Origin of the sequence: Brevundimonas faecalis, assembly GCF_040549405.1 — a bacterium.
In the GTDB taxonomy this organism is placed as follows: Bacteria; Pseudomonadota; Alphaproteobacteria; order Caulobacterales; family Caulobacteraceae; genus Brevundimonas; species Brevundimonas faecalis.
On sequence record NZ_JBEPTF010000002.1, the window covers coordinates 56,741 to 79,720 of the forward strand.

General features: G+C 66.0%; 19 protein-coding genes. 10 read left to right on the forward strand and 9 right to left on the reverse strand.

Features of this window, described 5'->3' with window-relative positions:
• Window positions 1-101 precede the first annotated feature (101 nt).
• The 4 genes from ABIE19_RS08230 (at window position 102) to ABIE19_RS08245 (ending at window position 3,824) form a co-directional block, all read left to right on the forward strand.
• Window positions 102-1,334 (forward strand): tyrosine-type recombinase/integrase, encoded by a 1,233-nt coding sequence (locus tag ABIE19_RS08230; RefSeq protein ID WP_354088679.1) that lies wholly within the window; start codon window positions 102-104, stop codon window positions 1,332-1,334.
• Window positions 1,327-1,779: a hypothetical protein gene (locus tag ABIE19_RS08235; RefSeq protein WP_354088680.1), complete on the forward strand. Its 453-nt coding sequence runs from the start codon at window positions 1,327-1,329 to the stop codon at window positions 1,777-1,779. Before ABIE19_RS08230 ends, ABIE19_RS08235 begins: the two co-directional genes overlap by 8 nt.
• A gap of 219 nt (window positions 1,780-1,998) precedes the next feature.
• A complete protein-coding gene (locus ABIE19_RS08240; protein WP_354088681.1) occupies window positions 1,999-2,286 on the forward strand; it encodes a hypothetical protein in 288 nt (95 codons plus the stop codon).
• 257 nt (window positions 2,287-2,543) lie between these two features.
• Window positions 2,544-3,824, forward strand: coding sequence for an amidohydrolase family protein (locus tag ABIE19_RS08245; protein ID WP_354088682.1), 1,281 nt, complete (start codon window positions 2,544-2,546; stop codon window positions 3,822-3,824).
• Between the two features lie 10 nt (window positions 3,825-3,834).
• Here the strand turns inward: ABIE19_RS08245 and ABIE19_RS08250 are convergent, their stop codons facing one another.
• Window positions 3,835-4,737, reverse strand: coding sequence for a LysR family transcriptional regulator (locus tag ABIE19_RS08250; RefSeq protein WP_354088683.1), 903 nt, complete (start codon window positions 4,735-4,737; stop codon window positions 3,835-3,837).
• 118 nt (window positions 4,738-4,855) lie between these two features.
• Between ABIE19_RS08250 and ABIE19_RS08255 the strand changes: the two genes are divergently transcribed.
• The 3 genes from ABIE19_RS08255 to ABIE19_RS08265 all read left to right on the forward strand — a co-directional run bounded on the left by ABIE19_RS08255 (window position 4,856) and on the right by ABIE19_RS08265 (window position 8,253).
• A complete protein-coding gene (locus ABIE19_RS08255; protein WP_354088684.1) occupies window positions 4,856-5,680 on the forward strand; it encodes an aldo/keto reductase in 825 nt (274 codons plus the stop codon).
• Window positions 5,681-5,691: 11 nt separating this feature from the next.
• Complete coding sequence (locus tag ABIE19_RS08260; protein WP_354088685.1) at window positions 5,692-6,894, forward strand: MFS transporter; 1,203 nt, start codon at window positions 5,692-5,694, stop codon at window positions 6,892-6,894.
• Window positions 6,895-6,975: 81 nt separating this feature from the next.
• The gene (locus ABIE19_RS08265) at window positions 6,976-8,253 is read left to right on the forward strand and encodes an alpha/beta hydrolase (RefSeq protein ID WP_354088686.1); all 1,278 of its coding nucleotides are present in this window, start codon (window positions 6,976-6,978) and stop codon (window positions 8,251-8,253) included.
• A 13-nt stretch (window positions 8,254-8,266) separates the two neighbouring features.
• On the opposite strand, the gene ABIE19_RS08270 is transcribed toward ABIE19_RS08265, so the two are convergent.
• Window positions 8,267-9,106, reverse strand: a complete 840-nt coding sequence (locus ABIE19_RS08270) for a LysR family transcriptional regulator (RefSeq protein WP_354088687.1) — start codon at window positions 9,104-9,106, stop codon at window positions 8,267-8,269.
• 189 nt (window positions 9,107-9,295) lie between these two features.
• Between ABIE19_RS08270 and ABIE19_RS08275 the strand changes: the two genes are divergently transcribed.
• Both ABIE19_RS08275 and ABIE19_RS08280 read left to right on the forward strand, forming a co-directional pair.
• Window positions 9,296-10,402: an ABC transporter substrate-binding protein gene (locus ABIE19_RS08275; RefSeq protein WP_354088688.1), complete on the forward strand. Its 1,107-nt coding sequence runs from the start codon at window positions 9,296-9,298 to the stop codon at window positions 10,400-10,402.
• Window positions 10,399-11,475 (forward strand): ABC transporter substrate-binding protein, encoded by a 1,077-nt coding sequence (locus ABIE19_RS08280; RefSeq protein ID WP_354088689.1) that lies wholly within the window; start codon window positions 10,399-10,401, stop codon window positions 11,473-11,475. Before ABIE19_RS08275 ends, ABIE19_RS08280 begins: the two co-directional genes overlap by 4 nt.
• A gap of 58 nt (window positions 11,476-11,533) precedes the next feature.
• On the opposite strand, the gene ABIE19_RS08285 is transcribed toward ABIE19_RS08280, so the two are convergent.
• Window positions 11,534-11,881, reverse strand: a complete 348-nt coding sequence (locus tag ABIE19_RS08285) for a DUF3060 domain-containing protein (RefSeq protein ID WP_354088690.1) — start codon at window positions 11,879-11,881, stop codon at window positions 11,534-11,536.
• Between the two features lie 267 nt (window positions 11,882-12,148).
• Here ABIE19_RS08285 and ABIE19_RS08290 point away from each other — a divergent pair, with 267 nt between their 5' ends.
• Window positions 12,149-13,690: a S10 family peptidase gene (locus tag ABIE19_RS08290; RefSeq protein WP_354088691.1), complete on the forward strand. Its 1,542-nt coding sequence runs from the start codon at window positions 12,149-12,151 to the stop codon at window positions 13,688-13,690.
• A gap of 84 nt (window positions 13,691-13,774) precedes the next feature.
• On the opposite strand, the gene ABIE19_RS08295 is transcribed toward ABIE19_RS08290, so the two are convergent.
• The 6 genes from ABIE19_RS08295 to ABIE19_RS08320 are packed head-to-tail and all read right to left on the reverse strand — an operon-like array spanning window position 13,775 to window position 22,919.
• Window positions 13,775-14,200 (reverse strand): tail fiber assembly protein, encoded by a 426-nt coding sequence (locus ABIE19_RS08295; RefSeq protein WP_354088692.1) that lies wholly within the window; start codon window positions 14,198-14,200, stop codon window positions 13,775-13,777.
• Window positions 14,200-19,038 carry a phage tail protein gene (locus ABIE19_RS08300; protein WP_354088693.1) on the reverse strand — a complete coding sequence of 1,613 codons (4,839 nt, stop codon included), beginning with the start codon at window positions 19,036-19,038 and terminating at the stop codon, window positions 14,200-14,202. The genes ABIE19_RS08295 and ABIE19_RS08300 overlap by 1 nt, the downstream gene beginning before the upstream one ends.
• An 11-nt stretch (window positions 19,039-19,049) precedes the next feature.
• Window positions 19,050-19,544, reverse strand: a complete 495-nt coding sequence (locus tag ABIE19_RS08305) for a DUF6950 family protein (protein WP_354088694.1) — start codon at window positions 19,542-19,544, stop codon at window positions 19,050-19,052.
• Window positions 19,541-20,116 (reverse strand): hypothetical protein, encoded by a 576-nt coding sequence (locus ABIE19_RS08310; RefSeq protein ID WP_354088695.1) that lies wholly within the window; start codon window positions 20,114-20,116, stop codon window positions 19,541-19,543. The genes ABIE19_RS08305 and ABIE19_RS08310 overlap by 4 nt, the downstream gene beginning before the upstream one ends.
• Window positions 20,116-20,706, reverse strand: a complete 591-nt coding sequence (locus tag ABIE19_RS08315) for a hypothetical protein (RefSeq protein ID WP_354088696.1) — start codon at window positions 20,704-20,706, stop codon at window positions 20,116-20,118. Before ABIE19_RS08315 ends, ABIE19_RS08310 begins: the two co-directional genes overlap by 1 nt.
• Window positions 20,706-22,919 carry a hypothetical protein gene (locus ABIE19_RS08320; RefSeq protein ID WP_354088697.1) on the reverse strand — a complete coding sequence of 738 codons (2,214 nt, stop codon included), beginning with the start codon at window positions 22,917-22,919 and terminating at the stop codon, window positions 20,706-20,708. Before ABIE19_RS08320 ends, ABIE19_RS08315 begins: the two co-directional genes overlap by 1 nt.
• Window positions 22,920-22,980: the final 61 nt, after the last annotated feature.

The window sequence follows — 22,980 nt, forward strand, 5'->3', positions numbered from 1 at the left end:
CTGCGCACAGAGATCCGCAAGGGCCGCCTGTTGACGGCCGAGGTCGCCGGCCGCCTTTATGTGACGCCCGCCCGAATCCGGGCGCTGTTCGAGCCTCGCCAATGCCCCGCCCTTCCAAAGGCCCCCGACTCTTCCTCCGGAAGGCCCGCCCCGAAAAGCGACAGGCCTCCGTCTGGGTTATCCGAGACGGAGCGAAGGAAGTTGGCACTGGCTGCGGCCCAGGCGAAGTTGCAGAGGCTGGGCTCCGGCTCGCCGAATACATCCAGGCCAAATGGACCCCGGCGCCGGCAACCGGAACCAACGGCCCAACTGATCCGACCGACGTTCTCATCGCGGACGTCCTGAGCCTCTACGCCGACGGCAAGGCGGCCAAGGCTCCGGATCCAAAGGCTGTCCGCGCCCGCCTTTCCGCGCTTCTCGAGTTCTGGGGAGAATCGACCGTCGCGGACGTCCGGCGGTCGACGTGCGAGCAGTATGTGGCGCATCGGATTCTGCAGCCGATCAAGATGGCGAAGGATCCCAAGACCGCCCGGCGCGTCACGGACCAGGGCGCGCGCCGCGAGCTCGAGGATCTGTCCGCAGCGATCGGCTACTGGCACGACGAACACCCCCTGACCCGCCGCCCCAAGGTGGTGCTTCCGCAAAAGGCGGAAACCCGCCGCGACGCGCTGACCCGATCCGAGGCCGCCCGGCTCTTGCTGGCCGCCATGGGCTGGTACCGAAACGCAGAAGGCAAGTGGAAACGCCGGGGCCTCTCCGCCCGATTGAACCGGGCGCACATCAAGCGTTTCATCCTGATAGGCCTCTACACAGGGACGCGCCCTGGCGTGATCCCGAAGCTCCTCTGGAGCGAATCCGCAAAGCAGGCCTGGGTCGATATCGACGACGGCGTCATCTACCGTCGCGGCCGGCTCGAGCGAGACCACCGAACAAAGCGGCGCCCCCTGGTGGTCGTCCCGAACCGCCTACTGGCGCATCTTCGGCGCTGGCGCGATCTTGATCTCGCCGCCTCGGCCGAGCTGCGCGAAGCCCACCTTAAGGCCGGAGGCGATCCGCTGGCCGCGCCCCAGATCGTCAGCGTCATGCACCATGGCGCGCGGCCGATCGCCGGCCGCATCCGGACAGGCTTCGAGGGCGTCGTTCGCGACGCGGGACTTTCTCAAGACGTCACCCCGCACTGGATGCGGCACACCTGCGCGACCTGGTTGATGCAGCGCGATGCCAAGCTATGGGAGGCCTCCGGCTTCACCGGCATGACGGTGAAGACGCTCGAAGAGTGCTACGGCCACCACCGCCCCAGCAACCGTGACTGGGCCCGCAAGGCGCATGGTTAGGACTGGCGTTCTAGAGCGCTGGGGGCGCCGGGCGATCTCGGCCACCGACGCCTCCATCCCGGTCTTCTTCCAGGTTGTGGAATGGCTGATCGTCATCAGCGCCTTGCGCTGGGTCGCCGGCAAGACTTCAAACGAACTGATCCTTTCGCTCGCATGGCTCAGCCAGGCGCTCCTGGTCATCTACATCGCTCGCCAGTTCTATCGCTCGGGCTTGATGACCGCTCCGTCGCTCATCAGCCACGGCCGGCCCAGGCTCCTGCTGCTGACATGGGTGCTGTCAGGGATCTCGTTCACCCTACTGTTCCAGGGCGTTTCCACGGCGACCTCGGAAGTCGCCAAGGCGCTCTTGATCCTGAACGACGACGGCCCGCCGCCGGCGGCGGCGCCCCCCAGTTACCCCCCAGAAACACCAGAAAAGAGCGTGAACGTAACTGGGGGGCAATGAACCCCAAACGCCCGGATTTCTTACGTTTGGCGCAGAAACCCTTTCGTTGACATCGTAGGGGTCACAGGTTCAATCCCTGTCGCGTCCACCATCTCTTTACCTTCCAGATCAATCGCCTAACGCGCAGACGCTGACTGCCGTCTGGTCACGACCTCCGGGTGACGCCTTGCTCGTCGGCCGGTCCCGCGTATCGTGAACGCGGCAGGAGCGGAGGGCGTGATGTTCGGGTTTGGCGGGCGTTCAGGAAAGAGGGTTCTTGAACTCGACAGGGATCAGGCCCTGGTGCTGTTCGAACTGTTGTCGCGCTGGATCGACGACGCGCCGCAGCCGACTCCGTCAGCGGACTGTTTTCAGAGCCCCGCCGAACTGGTCGTGCTGAAGCAGGTCGATGAAAGGCTGAAGGTGCTGCTCAACGCGCCTTTTCGTCCTGACTATCCTGAGACTCTCGCAGCAGCCCGTGACCGCCTCTCTGACGAATTCATCGTGGGGAAGACCTTGCAGGACTAGGCGCCGCAAGGAAGGAATGGACGCCTCGGAGAGGGACGCGCTTACGTTTCCCCCCCGGCAAGAGCAGCGATGATTATACAAATTATGGATAATCATGATTGATCCATATTGTTTTCAAATGAACCACGCCCTCGCTAGGCTGAAGCTCCCGACACGCGCAGGAGGCTTCCTTGTCTGGTTCTTTAGGTCTGAATCGCCGTTCCCTGATGGGCGTCGCCGGTCTCGCCGCGACCGTCGCGGCCGGAGGACATCAAGCCATGGCCCGAGCCGCGGCCGCCGAGGACCAGAAGGGCGCGACCACCACCGCGCCGACCCATTTCATCCTGGCCGACGTCACGCTTGAGGACGGCTTCATTCGCGATCAGGGCCAGATCATCGGGACGCACACCGGTCGATATGATCTGGAGATCAAGGACGGGCGCATCCTGTCCGTGACGCCGGCGACCGCCGCCGGATCCGCCGCCCTGCCTCGCCTGTCGGCCAATGGGCGTCTGGCCCTGCCCGCGTTCAGGGACATGCACATCCACCTGGACAAGACCTTCTACGGCGGTCCGTGGCAGGCGCCGCGCCCGCGCAAGGGCAAGACGATCATGGACATGATCGCCCTGGAACGAACCCTGCTGCCCGAACTCCTGCCCGTCTCGCAGGAGCGAGCCGAGGGGCTGATCGACCTCTTGCTGGAACACGGCACGACCACCGCGCGCAGCCACTGCAACATCGACCCGGTCAGCGGCCTGAAGAGCCTGGAGCATCTCAACCAGGCGCTGGAGAACTATCGGGGCCGCTTCAGCTGCGAGATCGTCGCCTTCCCGCAGCACGGCCTGCTGCTGTCCGAGGTGGAACCGTTGATGCGCGAATCCATGAGCATGGGCGTCGCCTTCGTCGGCGGTCTGGACCCGACCAATGTGGACGGCCGGATGGAGGCCTCGCTGGACGCCATGTTCGGCATCGCCGTCGATCATGAAAAGGGGATCGACATCCACCTGCACGAAAGTGGTCCGTCCGGCGCGGCGGCCATCCGCTACATGCTCGACACGGTCGAGCGCACGCCCTCGCTCAAGGGGCGGCTGACCCTCAGCCACGCCTTCGCCCTGGCCAATCTGTCACCCGCCGACCTGGACGCGACGGCCGAGCGCATGGCCGCCTCGGGCGTGACGGTGGCCTCGACCATACCGATCGGCCGCTCCATGATGCCCCTGGCGCGCCTGCGCGAAAAAGGCGTGCGCCTGATGTCCGGCACGGACAGCGTCATCGACATGTGGTCGCCCTTCGGTTCCGGCGACATGCTGGACAAGGCCAACCTCTACGCCCAGCTCTACAGCGGCAGCGACGAGTTCGGCCTGTCGCGCGGCCTGGCCATCGCGACCGGGGACGTCCTGCCCCTGAACGACGCGGGCGAGAGAGCCTGGCCTAAGCCCGGCGACGCCGCCGACCTGGTCCTGGCGGACGCCAGTTGTTCGGCCGAGGCGGTGGCCCGCAAGTCGAAACGCGCGGCGGTCTTCCATGGCGGACGCCTGGTGTTCGGCGCCCTGGCCTGACGGCCGAGTCTCAGCCGTTCAGGAACTGCTGCAACCGAGGCACGACGAAGTCGAGGAAGACCCGCACGCGCTCCGGCACGCGCGGCCCGCCCAGGAAGACGGCGTGAATCTGTTCCTCGTCCCGCTCGATCACGTCGCCCAGGACCTCGACCAGCCGGCCGGCCGCCAGGTCCGCGCGGACATGGTAGTCGCCCATCCGCGCCAGGCCGACGCCGGCCAGGGCCATGCGCCGGACCGTCTCCCCGTTGTTGCCCAGCAGGGAGCCGTGGACCACGCGCTCCACGACCCGTCCGCCTTCCTTGAGCGGCCAGACCGGCGCGGCGCGGCGGAAGTTGAAGCCCAGGCAGTTGTGTCGCGACAGGTCCTCGGCGGTGCGGGGCAGGCCATGGCGCTCCAGATAGGCGGGCGAGGCGACGATCTTGCGATGGGCCACGCCGATGCGACGCGCCGTCATGCCGGAGTCCGGCAATCGCCCGACCCGGAAGGCCACGTCCGTGCGGTCGAGATAGAGGTCGACGATCTCGTCCGACAGCGACAGGTCCACCACGATGTTGGGATAGGCCCGCCAGAACTCCGGAAGCAGCGGCTCCAGCCCCAGCACCCCGAGCGCGACGGAGACGTTGACCCGCACCCGACCTCCCGTCGCGGCCGCCCCTTGGGACAGTTCCTGCTCGATCAGGTCCAGATCCCGCAGCAGGTTCAGGCTGCGCTCGTAATAGGCCTGGCCTTCGGCCGTCAGGGACAGGCGCCGGGTCGAACGCTCGATCAGGCGAACGCCCAGCCGCGCCTCCACGCGTGAAACCAGCTTGCTGACGGTCGAGGGCGTCATGCGCAGCAGCCGCGCCGCCTCGGAAAAGCTGCCCGTCTCCACCACTCGCAGAAAGACCTGCATCTCGCCGGCCCGGTTGTCCATCGCCCCGCCATCCGTGATTTGATTTCACAGATGATGGGAAATCGGGCGCGATTATCAAGTTTGAACTGAAGACCTACTTCCGCCGCCTCACAGGAAGGTTCAGCGAGAAGTTCTCCAGATGCAGACCGTCACCGCCCACGGCGCAGTCGTCCCCGCCCTTGGATTCGGCCTCTTCCGCATGTCCGACGCGGAGGTCGAACACATCGTCCCCGCCGCGCTCGAAGCCGGTTTCCGCCATTTCGACACTGCCCAGATTTACCGGAACGAGGCCGCCCTGGGCCGGGCCCTGCAGACTGCGGGGGCGCGTCGCGAAGACCTGTTCCTGACCACCAAGGTCTGGGTCGACAACTACGACGCCGACGCCTTTGCCTCATCAATCGACGAAAGCCTGGACAGGCTCAGGGTCGATCAGGTCGATCTGTTGCTGCTGCACTGGCCTGCGGCCAAGGTCCCCATCGCCGAACAGATCGAACGGCTGAATGCGGCGCAGGCGGCCGGCAAGACGCGGTTCATCGGCGTGTCCAACCAGAACATCGCCCAGATGCGGGAATCGATCACGCGTTCCACCGCCCCGATCGTGACCAACCAGGTCGAACTGCACCCTTATCTGCCCCAGCGGGCGCTCGCCGCCGCCGCAAGAGACGCAGGCGTAGCCGTCACCGCCTATTACAGCATGGCCGACGGCGCCGTGCCCAAGGACGAAACCCTGCAACGGATCGGCGCCAAGTACGGCAAGAGCGCCGCCCAGGTCGGCCTGCGCTGGCTGATCCAGCAGGGCCACATCGCCCTGTCCAAGACCGCCAATCCCGCCCGCGTCGCCGAAAACATCGCCGTCTTCGACTTCGCCCTGGACGACGCCGACATGGCCGCGGTCGCCGCCCTGGCGCGACCCGACGGCCGCCTGGTCGACCCGGCGGGTCTGGCCCCGACCTGGGACGCCTAAGGATGACGCAGATGGACACAACGGCTCCGATGACCGCGACGCCCGCCGCCAGACCCGCTCACGCGCGCTGGGCTCTTCTGGCCCTGGCCGTGGGCGCCTTCGGCATCGGCACCACTGAGTTCTCGCCCATGGGCCTGCTACCCGTCATCGCCGAAGGGGTCGAGGTCTCGATCCCCAAGGCCGGCCTGTTGATCAGCGCCTATGCGATCGGGGTCATGATCGGGGCGCCGGTCATGACCCTGGCCTTCACCCGTTTCGGCAAGCGCACGGCCCTGATCCTGCTGATGGCCATCTTCACCATCGGCAATCTGATGTCGGCCATGGCACCCGGCTATTTCACCCTGCTGGCCGCGCGCCTGGTCACCAGCCTCAACCACGGCGCCTTCTTCGGCCTGGGCGCCGTCGTGGCCGCCAGCCTCGTGCCGAAAGAGAAACAGGCCAGCGCCGTGGCGGCCATGTTCATGGGCCTGACCATCGCCAATATCGGCGGGGTGCCGGCCGCCACCTGGATCGGCCAGCAGGTCGGCTGGCGCATGGCCTTCGTCGGCACGGCCCTGATCGGCGTCCTGGCCATCGCGGCCCTGTGGTTCGCCCTGCCCAAGGGCGAGCGCGGCGTCATGCCCGACATGCGTCGCGAGTTCCGCGTGCTGACGCGCCTGCCGGTGTTGCTGGCCATGGCGACCACCGTCATGGGCGCCGGCGCCATGTTCACCCTCTACACCTATGTCGCCCCGGCGCTTGAAACCCTGACCGGCGCGTCGAGCGGCTTCGTCACCCTGGGCCTGGCCCTGATCGGGGTCGGCTTCACCATGGGCAACTGGGTGGGCGGACGACTGGCCGACTGGTCGCCGGACGGCGCGACCAAGATCTTCCTCGGCGCCCTGGCGGCCATCATGTTCGCCCTGCCCTTCGTGTTCAGCAGTCACGTCGGCGTCGCGATCGGCCTACTGCTCTGGGGAGGCGCGGCCTTCGCCATCGTCCCGCCGGTCCAGATGCGCGTGATGGAGGCGGCGTCCGAGGCGCCGGGCCTGGCCTCCTCCATCAACGTCGGGGCCTTCAATCTCGGCAACGCCCTGGGCGCGGCCGTCGGCGCCGCGGTCATCAGCCTGAACCTGGGCTATGCGGCCATCCCCGTCGCGGGCGGCCTGCTCGCCGCCGCCGGTCTAGGCCTGGTCTTCCTCTCCGCGCGACGCCCCATGATGCGCCGAAGTTGAGCACCCGAACGCCTCTTTACCTCCGCCCCGTCGAAGGTGTTTAGAAAGCCGAACTGAAGCGGGAGGGCGCAGATGGCTTTCATGAAGAGACGTTTTTCGTTGCTGGCCGCGTGCCTCGCCCTGGCCGCGCCCGCGACGGCCTCGGCCGCCTGCGCGCCCGGCGCCTATGGCGATGGAGCAGGCGGCTTGGTCGTTCTCACCCCCGCCGCGACGACGTCGCCCCCGGGACAGCGCTACCTGCTTCTGGACGGGCGACGTGGCGCCCTGGGCGGGGCGGATGCGCCGGTCGTCTGCGACGGCGAGGTTCTCAGCTACGCCGCGTCCGAAGGGCGAACGACCGCCCTGTCGCGCATCGCGACGCAAGAAACCCCCGCCGACTTCACCAGCGCGGGAACGCGGCTGGTCGGGCAGTTGATCGAGCCTGCAGGCCCCGTCGATCCCCATCGGCCCCTGGTGGTCCTGGTCCACGGTTCGGAGCGGACCATGGCCGTCGCCGCCATCTACGGCCAGATGCTGGCGGCCCAGGGCATCTCCGTCTTCGCCTACCAAAAGCGCGGCACGGGCGAGTCCGAGGGCGAGTACACCCAGAACTTCGAGCTCCTGGCCGACGACGCCGCCGCCGCCCTGATTCAGGCGCGCCGCATGGCCGCCGGCCGTTTCGGACGCTCGGGCTTCTTCGGCGGCAGTCAGGGCGGCTGGGTCGCCCCTCTCGCGGCCACGCGCACCCAGGCGGACTTCGTCGCGATCGGCTTCGGCCTCGTCGTCTCCCCGATCGAAGAGGATCGCGAGCAGCTTCTGGACGAAGCCCGCACCCTGCGCCTCGCGCCTGACGCGGTCGCTCAGGTCGAACGCCTGTCCAAGGCCTCCGCCCGCCTGATGCGCACCCACTTCACCGAAGGCTTCGACGACCTGGCGCGGGTCCGGGCGGAGATCGGCGACGCCCCCTGGGCCCAGACGATCAACGGAGAGCACAGCGGCGACATGCTTCGGATGAGCGACGCCGACCTGCGACGTATCGGCCGCGCCCGCTTCGACAACCTGGAGCTGATCTGGGACTATGACGCGGAAGCGGCGCTGCGAAATCTCAAGGCCCCACTGCTGTGGGTCCTGGCCGCCGAGGATCGCGCCGCCCCCATCGGCGCCACCCGCGCCATCCTGAGCAAGCTCAGCGCCGCCGGACAGCCGATCGACGCCTATCTGTTCCCGGACACGGACCACGGCATGGTGGAATTCCGCACCGACGCCGAAGGAAACCGCATCTCGACCCGGATCACCGACGGCTACCTCCGGCTCCTCGCCGACTGGATCAAACAGGATGTCCACGGACGATACGGACGGGCAGAAAAGCTGACCCGCTAATCGATCCCGAGCCTCAACCGAACCGGGCCGTCAGCACCGCCTGCATCAGGCCGACCAGTTCAGCGGCCGGTCCGTCGCCTTCCCAGGAATAGAGGGAAACGGCGATGGCCGCCTCCGTTCCCAGCGCCTCATGCAGCCGAAGCCTATGTTGTCGGGCCGTTCCGACCGGCAGAAGCGACACCCCCAGCCCAGCCTCCACCGCCGTCAGAACATTGCTGAGGCTGCTGCCTGAAAAGGCCACGTACCAGCGGCGCTGCTCCCGCTCGATCCGTTCGAACATCACGTCCCGATAGAGGCCGCCGGGCGGGAAGGTCACCAGGGGGATCGGATTGGGCCAGTCCGGCGCGTCGGCGCTCTCATACCAGGCCATGGGCTCCCGGAAGGAGGCGCGGCAGTCGGCGCCGGGCTCATAGTCCTTCACCGCCGCGATATCGAAATCGCCCGCCCGATAGCGGCGGCTCAGTTCGCGGCTCAGGCCGCTGACCACATCCAGACGAATGCCCCGATGCCGAGCGGCGAAACCGGCGAAGACCGCCGCCATCGCCGGGTTCATGATGTCCTCGGGTACGCCGATGCGGATAGAGGCGACGCCGGCCGTATCGCCCAGGGCGGCCTGGGCCTCCTGCTGCAAGGCCAGCAGTCGGCGCGCATAGCCCAGCAGGCGCTCGCCCACGGCAGTGGGCTGGACCGGACGCGCCGACCGTTCGATCAGGACCGCGCCCGTCGCCTCTTCCAGGCGCGCCAACTGCTGGCTGACCGTCGACTGGGTGGAGTTCAGCCGCTCCGCCGCCAGGGTGAAGCTGCCCGCATCGACGACGGTGATGAAGGCGCGCAGAAGGCGAGGATCAAGCATGGCGTTTCATTACCCGTGGCGTCGCCTTTTCATTCATAATCACAATGAAAATAATCAAAAGATTTAACTATCAGATGCAGCGCGGACGGGCGTATTGCCTCGTAACAGCGTCGTCCGATCGAGAGCCTGGCCCACGCCCCGACGACGCCCGCGCGAACAAGCGGAGAAGCGGAGAAGCGGAGAAGCATGGTGACGGCGTCCAGACGTGATTTGCTGACGGTGTTGGGGTTGGCGACGGCCCTGCCCGCCTCCATCGGAAGCGCCGCCGGCGCCCAGGCCGCCCCGAGCGCACGCCAGACTCCCGCCGCCGTCGGCGAGCGCGTGCGGATCCGGCTGCTGATGAACTCGGCCCTGTCCGGTCCCCACGCCTTCTTCTGCCTGGCGCATGAGCGCGGCTATTTCGCCCAGGCCGGGCTGGACGTGGAGTTCGTCGCCGGCGACGGCGCCGCCTCGATCGTGCCCCGCATCCCGCAGGAAGGATTCGACGGCGCCTACGGCGACCTGTGCGCCCTGATCAAGCTGGCGGGCATGCGCCCCGACAACTGCCCCGTCGCCGTCCACGTCGCCTTCAACCAGACGCCCCTGACCATCGGCGTGCGCAAGGACGGCCCGATCCGCACGCCCAAGGATCTGGAGGGACGCGTCATCGGCGGACACGCCATCGACGCCGCCATCGAGGCCTTCCCGCCCTACGCCGCCGCCGCGGGGGTGGACGCGTCGCGCGTCTCCATCCTGCGCTCGACCACCAGCATGGCGACCCTGGGCGAGGACGTGCTGAACGGCCATACGGACGGAGTGTTCGGCTTCGTCCACACCATCATCGCCGCCCTGGCGGGCCGCGGTATCGACGGCCGGGCGGGCCTGCGCTTCCTAGAGTACCGCGACCTGGTCCCGGACCTCTACGGCAACGCCCTGATGCTGACGCCCACCTTCCTCCAGGCCCACCCCGAGGCCGCCCGCGCCCTGGTGGCGGCGGTCAATCGCGGGATCATCGAGACCCTGGCCGATCCCCAGGCCGCGCTCGAGGCCACGCGCAAGATGGCGCCCAAGTTCGCCGACCACGTCGACGGCCCGCGCCTGATGGGCACGCTGGAGGTCGAGATGGCCCATCCCGAGGGCGCCCGGATCAGCATCGGCGACGTGGACGACGGCCGTCTGCAACGCTCGATCCGGATGATGGTCGATTCCTGCCGCCTGCCGCGCACGCCCCGACCGGAAGACGTCTTCACCCGCGCCTATCTGCCTCCCCTGGCCGAACGCGCCCGTCCCCTGACGCGAGCCGGAGTCTCCGCATGAAGTCCGTCCTGACGGCGGCCGTCCTTGCTAGCCTGATGCTGCTGGCCGGTTGCGGTCGCTCTGATGAAGCGCCCCAGTCGGCCGAAGCTCCCGCTGCGGCCGCGCCGCAGAAGGTGCGCTTCCTGATGAACTCCGGCTATTCGGGCGCCAATGTCTGGTTCCTGGTGGCCCAGCAGCGCGGCTATTTCCGCGACGAGGGCCTGGAGGTCGAGTTCACGCCGGGTCGCGGCGCCTTCACCGCCGCCGGACGCATGATCGACGAGGGTTTCGACGCCGGCTACGGCGACATCCAGGCGACCTATGAACAGGCCGCCAAGCGGCCGGGCCAGGCGCCGATCGGCGTCTACATGGTGATGGACGCCTCGCCCTCCGTCATCATCCTGCCCGCAGCCTCGCCCATCCGGACCGCGCGTCAGTTGTCCGGAAAGACCGTCACCGGCCACGGCACGGACGTGGCGTTGAACACCTTCGAACAGTTCGCCTCGAAGACCGGCCTCGACCCGGCCTCGGTTACGATCACGCCGAACGACGGCAATTGGAAAACCCTGATCGGCCTCTTGGACGAGGGCCGGTCCGACGCCCTGTTCGGCTATCTGTCGACCAGCAGCGCGGCCATCCGCACGGCGGGCGGCAAGGTCGAGGACCGACTGCGCTTCCTCAAGTTCCGCGACGCGGTCCCTGAACTCTACGGCAGCGCCCTGATGGTCTCGCCCCAACTGCTTCGCGAACGTCCTGAGGTCGCGCGCGGCCTGGTCCGCGCCATCAACCGCGCCGTCACCGACACCCTGTGCAAGCCGGAAGCCGCGATCGACATCCTGACGGCCCATGATCCGGAGCAGAAGGCGGACGTCGAACTGGACCGCCTGATGGACACCATCGACGACATGGGCGGTCGCGGACAGATCGCCCGAAACGGCGTCGGCGACATCGACCCCGCGCGCATGCAGTCCGGCCTGCAGTTGACCGTCACGACGCGCCATCTGCCGCGACGCCCTGAAGTGGCCGAGGTCTTCAACCGCGACCTGCTACCCGCCCGGGCGCAGCGCCTGCCCTGCGCCAACCCGCCCGCCTGATCCGGCATAAAAAAGGCCCCGCCGTTGAACGGTGGGGCCTATGCATATGGAGCGGGTATCAATCGCGCAGGCGGCTCACCCGATTGCCGACGCCGCTCACGCTCTGGCGCGGCGGGCTGGAGGAACGCCAGCGCACCACCTGCTCCGAGCCATCCACCGTCAAGGGCGCATTGGGGGCCAGATTGATCGTCACCTGATTGTCCGTGCCGCTCAGCGTCAGGCCGGCGCAGGTTCCCGTAAAGGTCAGGACATGACCCGAACCCGCGACATCGACCGCCCGGCCTTCACAGGGGATGGTCCGCTGATGACCGACCCCGGAGACCTCTATCAGACTAGAGGACATGTCGATGGAACCGACCTGGGCCGGCGCGACAGCCGAGAGCAGGATAAGGGAAAAGGGCAGCATCAAGCCTCCGATATGGTGTCTGAGTTGACGCCGTTCGAACGCTTTCGTCGCCCGGTTCGATCCCCTGCGGCGCCCCTCTCGCGCCGCTCGATGCGGTTTCCGGACATTGTTCGGAAAACGACGCCGCGCTCCGCCACACCTTCCCGGATCGCCATCGAAGCCCAGGTTTACATTCGGCGCGGCTTGCCGCCTCATTCCCACGGGCGCGCCGTTCGCGCGCCTGGCTCTCGAGGGGGAGTCGTTGACGATCATCCGGGGGGAATTCCGATGAAGAGACTGCTCGCCGCCGCCGCCGTATCGGCGCTTGTCCTGGCCGGACCGGCCGTGGCCCAAAACGCGCCCCAGGCTGGAGGTCAGGACGCCGCCCGCCCCGACGCCGCCGCGTCGCGCGATCCCGCCATCCCGCCCCCCGTGGTTTCCGTGACCCGCCACACCGGCGTCTTCGGCGGAGAACGGATCGCCTATCGCGCCGTCGCCGGCGAAACCTATCTGAAGGACAAGGACGGCAAGCCCCTCGCGGCCATGGTCTCCTACAGCTACATCAAGGAAGGTCCGGTCGACCCCAACCGGCCCGTCACCTTCCTGTGGAACGGCGGCCCCGGCTCCGGTTCCCTGTGGCTGCACATGGGCGCCTTCGGACCCAAGCGCGTGGTCGTGCCCTCGGACGCCAAGGACGACGGCGCCGCGCCCTTCCCCATCATCGACAATGTCGATTCCCTGCTGGACGTCACCGACATCGTCTTCATCGACCCGATCGGCACCGGCTTCAGCCGCGCCCTGGGCAAGACGGACCCGGCCGACTACTGGGGCGTGACCAAGGACGCCAAGTCGATCGCCGAGTTCATCCGTCTGTGGCTGAACGACAACGGCCGCTGGAACGCGCCCAAGTTCATCGGCGGCGAAAGCTACGGCACCACCCGCTCGGCCGCCGTGATCAACGAGCTGGAAGGCAGCTACACGGACGTCTCGATCAACGGCATCCTGCTGATCTCGTCGATCCTGGACTTCAGCCTGGCCTCGGACAGCCAGGGCAATGAGCTGGGCTTCGTCACCAACCTGCCCTCCATGGCCGCCACCGCCTGGTATCACGACAAGGTCGCCAACAAGCCCGCCACGGTCGAGGAATTCGTGGCTGAGGCCCGCGCCTGGGCCATCGGCCCCTACGCCTCGGCCCTACTGAAGGGCAACGCCCTGACCGCCCAGGAACGGGCGACCATCCTGCCTCAGCTGTCGCGTTACACCGGCGTGTCCGAGACCTATCTCAGCAACGCCAACCTGCGCCTGTCGCCCAGCCGTTTCTACAAGGAGCTGCTGCGTGACCGGGGCCTGACCATCGGCCGCCTGGACACCCGCTACACCGGCGTCGACTATGACAACGCTGGCGACCGTCCGGACAACGACCCCAGCTTCTACGGCATCGACGGCGCCTATACCGCCGCCATGAACGCCTGGTCGCGCGAGGGCCTGAAGTACTCGCCCAGCGTCGTCTATTCCTCGATCGGCGGCACCCGCAACTGGGACTGGACCATTCCCACCGGCCCTCGCGGCGGCTCGGAATACCTGAACGTCGCCCCCTATATCGGCCGCGCCCTGCGTGAGAACAGCGGCCTGCGCGTCTGGGTGGGCCAGGGCTACTACGACTTCGCCACCCCCTTCTTCGGGGCGGAGTATTCGCTCAACCGTCCCGGCTTCCCCACCGACGGCCGCATCGAGTGGCACTACTATCACGCCGGCCACATGATGTACGTCCGCGACGCCGACCTGCGGAAGCTGTCCAACGACCTGCGGACCTTCATCCGCGCTCGCTGACCTTCGCAGCGCCATCCGCTTCTCGGCGGAGCGGATGGCGCTGTCGACTAGGTCCCTAGCGATAAAGACGTCGACGACAAGATGTCAGCTCCTCTGGGGCGGAGATTCGGGCCAAACCACATCCGTCGGCGTATCGAAGGTCTCCGTGATGTCGCGGAGCGCTCGCCTATAGACGCTCCAGGCGTCACGTTTTTCGATCGGCAACGGCGTATCTGGAACCTGTGTCCAATCGCTGGCCTGCAGCATTCGCCATCGCGTCGCACGAACACCATTGGCGACTTCGTTGTCGCCCCAGGGATTGTCGAGATCGACCACGGAAGCCGTCTCGACCGGCGGTCCTGCCAGACAGGCGCCGCAAGCCCAGGCGACGCCAAGCCGCTCCTCCTCTTCCGGCGTCAGTTCGACGATGGCGTAAGGCTCGCGCAGTTGCCCGCAGCACGCCGTGATCTTCGGCGTAACGCCGGGCTTTCCGATGGATCGGAGGAAGTCTTGCATGGTGCGACGGGTCATCAGTTTTGCGGCCTCACGATCACGGTTGTTGTCGCGCCTGGAGCCAAGGCGCTGCGCGTGCCGCCCGGCGTTCCCGGCGTCGTCCAGGTAATGGAGCCGAGGTAGTGCAGGCTGCTGTTGCTGTTGTTGTTGCCGCCATACCCCTTCATGACGGCCCCGAAGGCCTCGACGCCGGACCCAAGCTGCATGACCTGCATCTCCGTCACGGTCTTGTAGTAGGTCCGCCAAGCGCTGCTGCTACCGTCCCCGTAGCCGTAGGCGTAGGAGCTGATCGTGCCGACCTCGCTCCAGACGCCGGCCTTTCTCGCCCAGATGCCGACCGTGATTTGCCCCTCCCATGAGCCGGGCTCCATGTTGATGTCCCAATACTGGCCCGTGTGCGTCACCTGCACGCGGATGCCGTATTGTCCGTCAGCAGGTTCAGGGTTGGCCCCGCGCTCCACCTGATACCGAGGTCCGGAAGGCTGCACGGTCCCATTACCCGGCAGACTGACCCCGCCCGGAGCGCCCGGGACATTGATCTTCGCCGACAGTGTCGCCCCAACGGCCGTCAGATTGGCCAGCGTGAGGTTGTAGGTCTCCCCGCTGTTGAGGGGCAGCAGGTTGTCCCGCACGAACTCATAAGACGGCAGGGCGCCCAGGTCCGCGCCGAAGCTGATCGCCCCGCCATCGGCAGCAGGGAACGACTTGGATTGCAGCGCCACCGCCCAGCCCGTGCCGGAGCCCAACTTGATGAAGGCCCCCGCCCGCAGGCCGCCGGTGAAGATGGCGTTGCCGTTCTCGACCAACATCGCCAACCGCCAATCGTCGCCCGATGACGACGGGTTGTAGAGCGAGATGGTCTTGGCCCCGAAGGCGACGTCGGACGTCGTGACGCCGTTGTCGTCCTCGGCGAGCATGCGGCTGAAGACCTGCGCGCCCGCACCCGCGTTCAGCACCTTCTGCGACCAGACCTTGGTGCGCCCCGTCGCCGTCGCCGTCGCGCCCTCGGTCGCAACCTGGCGCGCCTCCAGCGTCGCAGCGGTCCAGGGCGAAGGCGCGGTTGCGTTCGGCGCACACTCCTCAAACATTGGCCGGGTGACGAACATGTAGCTGTCGTTCGACCCGGCCAAGGTGGAGTTGTGGCGGAAAACGATGACCGCGCGGGCAGCGCCCGGCGGAGCCTTGGCGCGCATGAAAATACGCTTCCAGTCTCCGATGACCTGGCCGCCCTGCTTTTCGTTATTATTCTGATAGTTATCTGGCCAAAGGTCCTGCCCCTGCAGGCCGACATTGTTGCGGTCGTACCATTCGAGATGAACTTGAACGGCGCAACGGTGAGCGCCGGTCAGGGCTGATCCCATGTAGGTCTTGCCCGGTTCGATGTTGTCGATCCAGCAATGCCATTGCCACAAGCGGCCCGCCGTATTGGGCTTATGGTCTTCCGAATACAGGCCCGTCTCGCCAGGCAGCCTCCAACCCGGATGCGCTACGTCATTGACCGTGCCCCAGACGTAATCGCCGGGCGTCGGGGTCCACACGCCCCAGGGATGTTTCGTGTCGCTGCTTGTCCACCACGCCTCCGGAAACGCCGTCCGCGTCAGCAGATTGCCGCCGCCCACCATCGCCTCGACCGTCGTCGTCCGCAGCGCCAAGGCCTGATCCGCCGTCGCGCGGGTCTGCTCCTCCGCCGTCACTCGGGCGGCCGTGTCGCGGGCCGAAGCGGTGTCGTTCCACGCGACTGGCGTCCAACCGACGTTGACCATGACGCGGCTGAAAAAGGCGTTGAAGGCGGGGACCGTGTTCGTTCCGGCCTTCCGGCAAATGACTTTCATAGTGACGGCATCGACAGGCGTCCCGAAACTGAAGGACTTCCGCTTATCCCAGCTGACGCCGACGAAGTTCGTTTGATACTGGCCGTCCGCTATCATCGTCCCGTCGGCGCGGAAGAACGTCATATACATGATGACCGCGTCAGGCTGGGCGCCGCCATCCCCTTCCCACGAAACGGAGTAGGCGGTGTTGCTGTAGACCGTTATGCGGTCCGACACCCAATAGCTGTAGTCGCCGCCGCCGAGCGCTCCGAAGATCGGCCCATAGGCGGCATCGTAGAAGTTGGCCCATACCCCGAACGCTTCATGATACCGCATGCCCTGAGCGGCGTCGCTGTTCCGCATCAGGTTCGGATGGTTGCGCGACAGGCTTTCCAGGGTGGTGGCGCGCTGAGCCAACGCCCCGATCTGGCCCGCCGTGACAGCGGCCTCCTCGGTGATCCGGGCGTTGACGGTCGGAAATGACCCGCGCGCCTGGCCTGTTTCGACTTCGGCAGCAGACGCGGGGCGCAACACCACTTCGCCGAAGCGGATGGACTTCGCAGGCATGCCAGCGCCGAACCCCGTCCAATTCGCCATCGTGTAGAGGATGGCGTGACGGGGCTCGCCCGCAGCAACCTGGATCAGCTTCGACCAGCGATAGGTTCGCCCGACGACGCCATCAATAGGCGGGACGCCCGAAGTATCGGGATCATGGCTGAAGCGCAGTGTAAAGCTGTCGTCGCCGAAGGTCTGGACGAACAGACCCGCGCCCCGCAATGATCCGGCTTTCAGCTCAGCCGATGCTTCGAGAACCCACCATCCCGGCGACAGCGTCGCCATCTGCGGCGAGACGGCCGCATGCTGCTGAACACCCCTGTTCTGATTTTCGGGTACGTTGTTGAAGGCCAGCGAATGCGGCCCGTCCATCGGCCCTTCCCGGGCGGTGAGCCACCCGCTATCCCAGTCCGCGAAGCCAGGGGGGATTGCCCCGCTTTCCCACGTCTGCCCGAACCGCGAGTTGGCGTTGACCGCGCCGACCGCCAGAGCGGACACCGCCAGTTCCGTCGCCTTGGTCGCCTTGGCGCTGACGGCTCCGATCGTCGCCTCTTGAGCATCCACATCGACCAGAAGATCCTCGATCTTCCGCACGACCTCCGTCGCGGGCAGACCGCCCACATTGGCGGTGTTGTCCGACACCAGCGGCGGCGCGGTATAGGGGCCGTAGATCTGGCGATCGGAATAGTTCTGGTTCCGCTGATACTGGACCGCGACATAATAGGTCGCGCCCGGCTGCAGCCCGTCGATCGGGAAGTTCGTCACCGTCGGCGGTCCCTGATAGACCTGCGTCCAAGGGCCGGACGTCGCTGGACCGTGCTCCACCAGGATGGCCGTCGCCGTCTCATTGCTGACGACGCCGCTTAGGTCGAAGCCCGGCAGTTGCCCGCCCCCCGTCGCGGGCGGGCGGACGGTGACCGTCCAATCCTCCGGCAGGGGCGCGCTGACGACAGGGTCGTAGGGTTGAAGCCCCGGCGCCGGCGGCGGCGCATCCGCCTGACCGAAGGCGAACGGATACTTGCCGTCGCTTTCCGACGCAAAGGTGATGTTGATGACGTCGTTCTCAAGGTCGGCGTCGACGTTGAGCACGACGCATTTCCGACCGTTCAGCACCGCCTCCGGCGCCTCCCAGGTGAAACAGTCGCCCACGTCCAGGTCGAGATAGTGCCGCAGAGTGGCCGTGCCGCGGATGCCTTCCCGCGTATGGGCGATCTCCAGCGCCGCCAACTCGCGCGCCTGCTTGGAGCCAGGCACATAGTTGTACTGCATGCCCTTGGAGCGAGTGACGGCCACGCCTTGTCCGTCTTCCTCACGCCACTGTCTGGACGTCACCTCCTCCGTGGCGACCATCTGCCAGCCATGAGCCTCCGACCAGTACTCCGGCCGGATGGTGTTGATGCGTTCCAACAGCGAAGTCGTGGTGTCGTACTCGATCGTGCCCGCCGTATCGTCGGTCGTGACCGTCACGACCGAGGTGCGCGGCGCCGCCCGATGCATGCAACTGATGCGGCCCTGGCGTTCAGCATAGATGCCGCCCCCTGCCTGCAGGAAGCTCTCCAGCACGGCGGCCTTGCCTTCGTCGGCGTCCGGCCATGCGGCGCAGACCCAGGCGTTTTCGTCAAAGACGTTCGCCCCTTCGACAAAGGCCGCGAAGTCGATCGATTCCGGTCGCGCGCCGATGCCTCCGACCTTGGTCGTCGTATAGGGCGCGCCATAGGCGCCGGATCCCGGCCCCTCCCATCGCCCAATGACCCAGTTCAGGGCGTGGATATAGGCGTTGGTCGAATAGACCCAGGTGGTCGGGTTCTCCAACCGGCACGCGCCCGAACCGCCGGGATAGGTGCTGTCGCGGCGAGGATCATAGCAGTAGAGCCCCTCGATCACATGGATGCCGGTCGGCACCTTGCCCTTGTAGGCCGAACGCTTCGAGTTCTCGGACAGGGTGTACATATAGGCGGCCTTGCCGCTCAGCCTGTAGCCGGCGCCCCACATGGGCATCGTCGCGCCGTGCTTCAGCTCCGATGGAGAAGTCAGCGCCCCGGCTTCGGGCTGAAGACCGCGTTGCCGACGCACCCACATCTCGTTGGCGTACTGGCTGGTGACGGCCTTACCGTTCCCGTCGAAAGCGACATAGGCGTCATCCGCCTTGAAGCCGACCCAGGACTTGATCGGACCAGAGGCCGACATGACGCCGACGAAACCGACAAACATCTTGTCGGGACCATAGGTGATGTTGTGGATGATGTTGCCGGCTCCGCCCACGCGCCCAAAGGCGAAGCGGTTGGGCGCGTTGGGATCAGCTGTCCACTCGATCGCTGTGCTGGACGATTTCACCTGCGGTTGCACCGCCTGTAACGCGCCGCCGATAAGCGCCGCGGCTCCCGCAATATTGACTGCGTTGAAGGCCGCCACCGCCAGAGGGCCCGCAGCCACGACTGCGCTCGTCACCGTCGTGATCGCAGCCGCGACGCCGAAAATAATTTGAGGCATTTCTCGACCTTCTAATTCGTGTCGATGGGGACGTTCTCCGACGTCCCGGATTCCTGGCGACCGTCGTCGACGATGCGCCAGGCGGCGATGTAGGCGTCAGGGTCGTCCACGCGGCAGACGGCGCCGACGCCGTCTAAGAAGCCGATGACCCTCCCGTTGTCGAAGGCGACCGTCAGAGCGCAGCCGAAGGCGTTGTCCGTCTCCGTCTTCAGCGCGATCAGGTCGCCCGGACGCGTCATGGCCGGCGCGATCCGCTGGAACCCGGCTGCGTCCACCGCGTCGAGCAGGGAGGCGAACCCCAGCTTGCGCATCATCCGCAATCCGCCCGCCTCCGATGAATACCGCAGCCCCTTCGTCAGGCTGACCTTCCGCCCCATCTTGTGGGCGGCATGGCCGGCCAGACGCAGGCAATCGCGGTTCGCCGACGGATCATAGGTCTTGCCGACGAAGCGATCGCGGCAGGCCGCCACGGCGTCGGCGCGCCGTTCGCCAATGGTCCTGGTCACGTGCGCCACTCCATGGATCGCGCGGCTTCCACCGCATTGGAAACATTCAGGTAGCCGTTCTCGCCGGGCCAGGTGCGGATGTGGGCGGCATGGTTCTGCCGGTAGTCCGCATTGGCCTCCTTCTGCAGGGCTCCGTCGGTGATCAACCGCATGCTCATGCTCAGCGACTGACCCGCGTTGACGGCAGGCTGGTCGACCTGACCGACGAACTCCAGCTTGGGCGCGCCGATCAGCAGACCCGTCTCCCGGCCTATCGCCCCGGTCCAGATCGACACAGGCGATCCCTGGATCAGGGGCGAAGCCAGCTTCGCCGCCGCCGCGTCGTCCTTGGGAAACAGATCCAGGCTCGGCCGGCTGGTCTGGTCGCCGGCGCCGTTGGAGACGCCGCCGACCGTCGACAACAATCCATAGGTCGGATGTTCGCCGTAATAGATCTCCGGGCCGCGGCCGGAATCGAAGACCGCCACGCCGCCGTCGGTCCAGCAGATGGCGCCGTCAGGCGCCGCGATGCGGACCAGGACGCAACGGATGGATACGCCCTTTCGGCGTTCCGCGATAAGCGCTGCATCCATCAGCCGCGCTCCTCGATGGAGAAGGACAGCCAGACATGGCCGTCCTCCGCGACGGTGAAGGCGTCCTCCTCGACCTGGGGAAGACCCTCGATCTTGGGATCAGCCATCTCGACGACGTCGCCGTCGAAATGGGCCGTCCGGATCATCACCTCCAACGGGACGGAGACGATCCCCGCCGCATCCGCCGTCGCATCGGCATCCGCTGCATACAGCCACCGACGATCCGCCGTGACGATGCTGAAGAACTGGCCCTGACGGATCTTGTAGCCCGGCGTCAGGCCCTTGAGCCCGAGCAGGCTGCCGAGTTGCGGCCCGCCGTTCACTTGAGGCGCGCCCGGCGCTCCGACATCGAACCCCGGCTGCGGCATCCGCATCAGCAGGGTGTCCGCCGCCGTCATCAGCTTGCGCCAGGGCCCGACCTCTTCCGGCGCCATGGGCGGCAGGTTGAAGTCCACGACATAGTGGTCGCCCTTCCTCAGGTTGCGCTGACGATTGCCGCCGATCATCGACGTCACGTCGTTCCTCAGCCGCATCACCGCATAGGTGAAGGGCGAGCGCGGTTCAGGGCTTGAAGGCAGTGATCTGACCATCAGACAGACACCTTTCGATTGCCGGCTTGCCGGTCGTTCATGGTCTGGAAGACGTCGCGCTTGGCGCCCGCTGCTGCGGCGGCGGCCATGGGCGCCGCGACATTCGCGGCCTCCCGTTGCGCAGCCCCCACGACATAGGCGTTGAGCCCCTCGCGGTCGGCCGAGACCCGCACGTCGATCTTGGACGCCACGGCGCCGGCCGCCTGATCGCGCGACTGGGCGTCGCGAGCGTCATAGGCGCGCACGGCGGCGGTGCTGGCCTCGGCGTTGCCTCCATTGTCGTTGGCGGGCGCGCCTGCGCCGCCTCCGCCTGCGCCTGCGCCGGCCCCGGCTCCCCCGCCGCCGCTCTTGCCGCCCTTCAGCCCGATGCCCGCCAGCAAAGCGACCATGGCCGCCACCAGAGGGAAGCCGAACGGCCCCAGGAACTCGAACATCTTGGCGGCGCCGGCGGCCATGGACGCCGCGCCCTTCGTCCCGCTCTGCGCGACCGAAGCTCCGGTTTCCATCCAGCCTTGCGCCATGGCTTGAAGGGACTGGGCCATCTGGAAGGCGCGATAGGCCTGTTCAATAGCCAGCAACGCCTGATAGCCGTCGGACCCCTCCTTGAAGAAGCCCCGGGCCGCGGCCGCCATGTCTCCGTAGCTTTGGATCTGAAGCTCGGCGCGACTCTTGTTCGCCTGCTCCTCCGTGATCTGATTTTCACTCTCTTGCAGATTGATGTCGGCCATCTGTGACCGATAGCGAGTCATCTGCGTCAGCAGATCGCCCATCGCCTTGCCGTTCTTGCCAAAGACCGATGACATGCTTCTTGCCGCCGCTTGTGCATGCCTGTCGATTTCTTTCCACTCATTCGAAATGCGTTGGAGCGGCTTCAACGCATGGGGCAGTTGCGTCGTAAGCGGCCTCAACACAGCATCCTGCCTCGGCTCCAGAACCTCGACAGGTCCGTTCGCCGTTGCTGCTGCGCCCGCTTGCACCCTCGCTGTCACCTCGGTGGTTGATGCAAGCGCCCTCCCTTCGGCATCAGGGATTGAGGAGCCGTCTCGCATAATCCCCGGAACGTTCTGACCGTCACGTCCAGGAATCCGGCCGCGAACACCGACAACTCCCTTCTCAATACGTTCTTCGCCTGCCGATCGGATATTATCCAAAAACCTCTTCAGAATACCTTCAACTAAATTTGCGGCATCCTGCATTCCTCGCGACCAGCTATTCGCGATAACATTTGGAAAATCACGAACCGATCCAGCAAATGGATTATGAATAGGATCAATATTTGATGGCTCAATTTCATTTACAACAAAGGCCCTTAAAGCCGGAACCTTCGATGCGATCCCTCCAACAAATCTGATAATTGCATTTATTTCATCGACGTATTTATTGATAAAGTTTTGCAAGAATTTAATAGAAACATTCGCGGCAGTGATTAATGCATCGCCTATCACTCCCGGAAGAGCCATCCAGACGTCTTTAATTACATAGAAGGCACCAAGAAATGATCCGACAACAAATTTAACATTTCTCGACATAGATTCAGCGACAAAAGTAAGGAAACCACCCCAAACACCAGCAAGCCATGCGATCTGCTCGCCAAAGGCGGCGAAGAAGACTTCTTTTATGGTCTCGCCAACCCCTCGGAACACGTCTCCCATGGTGGTGGTCGTAGAGATTCCTTGGTCTTTCAGCCTCTTAAGCTGCTCTTCGCTCAACCCCATACCCGCAGTCAGGTCGCCGATCTCTTTCCCGGCGGCGCGAGTGACAGCGCTAAGGCTGACAAAGCTGGCGACCGCTGCCACGCCAATAGCTCCAAGCATAGGCGCCAAGGGAGCAAACTCAGCTAACGCGACGCGACCAGTAAGAGCCAAGGCTTCACCCGTCGACATACCGGCTTCTTTGGCTTTGCCGATTATCTGAGAAAAAGCATCCACGCCGATCTCCGCACTATTTACGAGAGCATCGACAATTGCTGGGTCCAAGGCCGCCTCAGCGGCGTCCATCTGGACCTGTTGCAGTTCAAGAAGTCGCTTCACGCTTTCATCGATCGACGCCAAAGACTTGGCCATGGCGTCGCCCATGCCGCGCGCGGCGCGCGCCATGCGGTCGATCCCCGCGCTCGCCAGGCGAACCACGGCGGAAAGATCTTTCACGCGCTCCGCAGCCAGCAGCGTCTCTTCGGATGAAATGCGGACGCTCAGCTCAGCTATGTCTGCCATGCAGCCTCCAAGGAAAATGAGGCCCGCGTTCGCGAGCCTGGAAGTTTGAACCGGCTCACGT

Bases quoted from the DNA above. Each gene is read 5' to 3' on its own strand.
- ABIE19_RS08230 (WP_354088679.1), top strand. From the start codon at position 102: ATGCCCCGCCCTTCCAAAGGCCCCCGACTCTTCCTCCGGAAGGCCCGC.
- ABIE19_RS08235 (WP_354088680.1), top strand. From the start codon at position 1,327: ATGGTTAGGACTGGCGTTCTAGAGCGCTGGGGGCGCCGGGCGATCTCG.
- ABIE19_RS08240 (WP_354088681.1), top strand. From the start codon at position 1,999: ATGTTCGGGTTTGGCGGGCGTTCAGGAAAGAGGGTTCTTGAACTCGAC.
- ABIE19_RS08245 (WP_354088682.1), top strand. From the start codon at position 2,544: ATGGCCCGAGCCGCGGCCGCCGAGGACCAGAAGGGCGCGACCACCACC.
- ABIE19_RS08250 (WP_354088683.1), bottom strand. From the start codon at position 4,737: ATGGACAACCGGGCCGGCGAGATGCAGGTCTTTCTGCGAGTGGTGGAG.
- ABIE19_RS08255 (WP_354088684.1), top strand. From the start codon at position 4,856: ATGCAGACCGTCACCGCCCACGGCGCAGTCGTCCCCGCCCTTGGATTC.
- ABIE19_RS08260 (WP_354088685.1), top strand. From the start codon at position 5,692: ATGGACACAACGGCTCCGATGACCGCGACGCCCGCCGCCAGACCCGCT.
- ABIE19_RS08265 (WP_354088686.1), top strand. From the start codon at position 6,976: ATGAAGAGACGTTTTTCGTTGCTGGCCGCGTGCCTCGCCCTGGCCGCG.
- ABIE19_RS08270 (WP_354088687.1), bottom strand. From the start codon at position 9,106: ATGCTTGATCCTCGCCTTCTGCGCGCCTTCATCACCGTCGTCGATGCG.
- ABIE19_RS08280 (WP_354088689.1), top strand. From the start codon at position 10,399: ATGAAGTCCGTCCTGACGGCGGCCGTCCTTGCTAGCCTGATGCTGCTG.
- ABIE19_RS08285 (WP_354088690.1), bottom strand. From the start codon at position 11,881: ATGCTGCCCTTTTCCCTTATCCTGCTCTCGGCTGTCGCGCCGGCCCAG.
- ABIE19_RS08290 (WP_354088691.1), top strand. From the start codon at position 12,149: ATGAAGAGACTGCTCGCCGCCGCCGCCGTATCGGCGCTTGTCCTGGCC.
- ABIE19_RS08295 (WP_354088692.1), bottom strand. From the start codon at position 14,200: ATGACCCGTCGCACCATGCAAGACTTCCTCCGATCCATCGGAAAGCCC.
- ABIE19_RS08300 (WP_354088693.1), bottom strand. From the start codon at position 19,038: ATGCCTCAAATTATTTTCGGCGTCGCGGCTGCGATCACGACGGTGACG.
- ABIE19_RS08310 (WP_354088695.1), bottom strand. From the start codon at position 20,116: ATGGATGCAGCGCTTATCGCGGAACGCCGAAAGGGCGTATCCATCCGT.
- ABIE19_RS08315 (WP_354088696.1), bottom strand. From the start codon at position 20,706: ATGGTCAGATCACTGCCTTCAAGCCCTGAACCGCGCTCGCCCTTCACC.
- ABIE19_RS08320 (WP_354088697.1), bottom strand. From the start codon at position 22,919: ATGGCAGACATAGCTGAGCTGAGCGTCCGCATTTCATCCGAAGAGACG.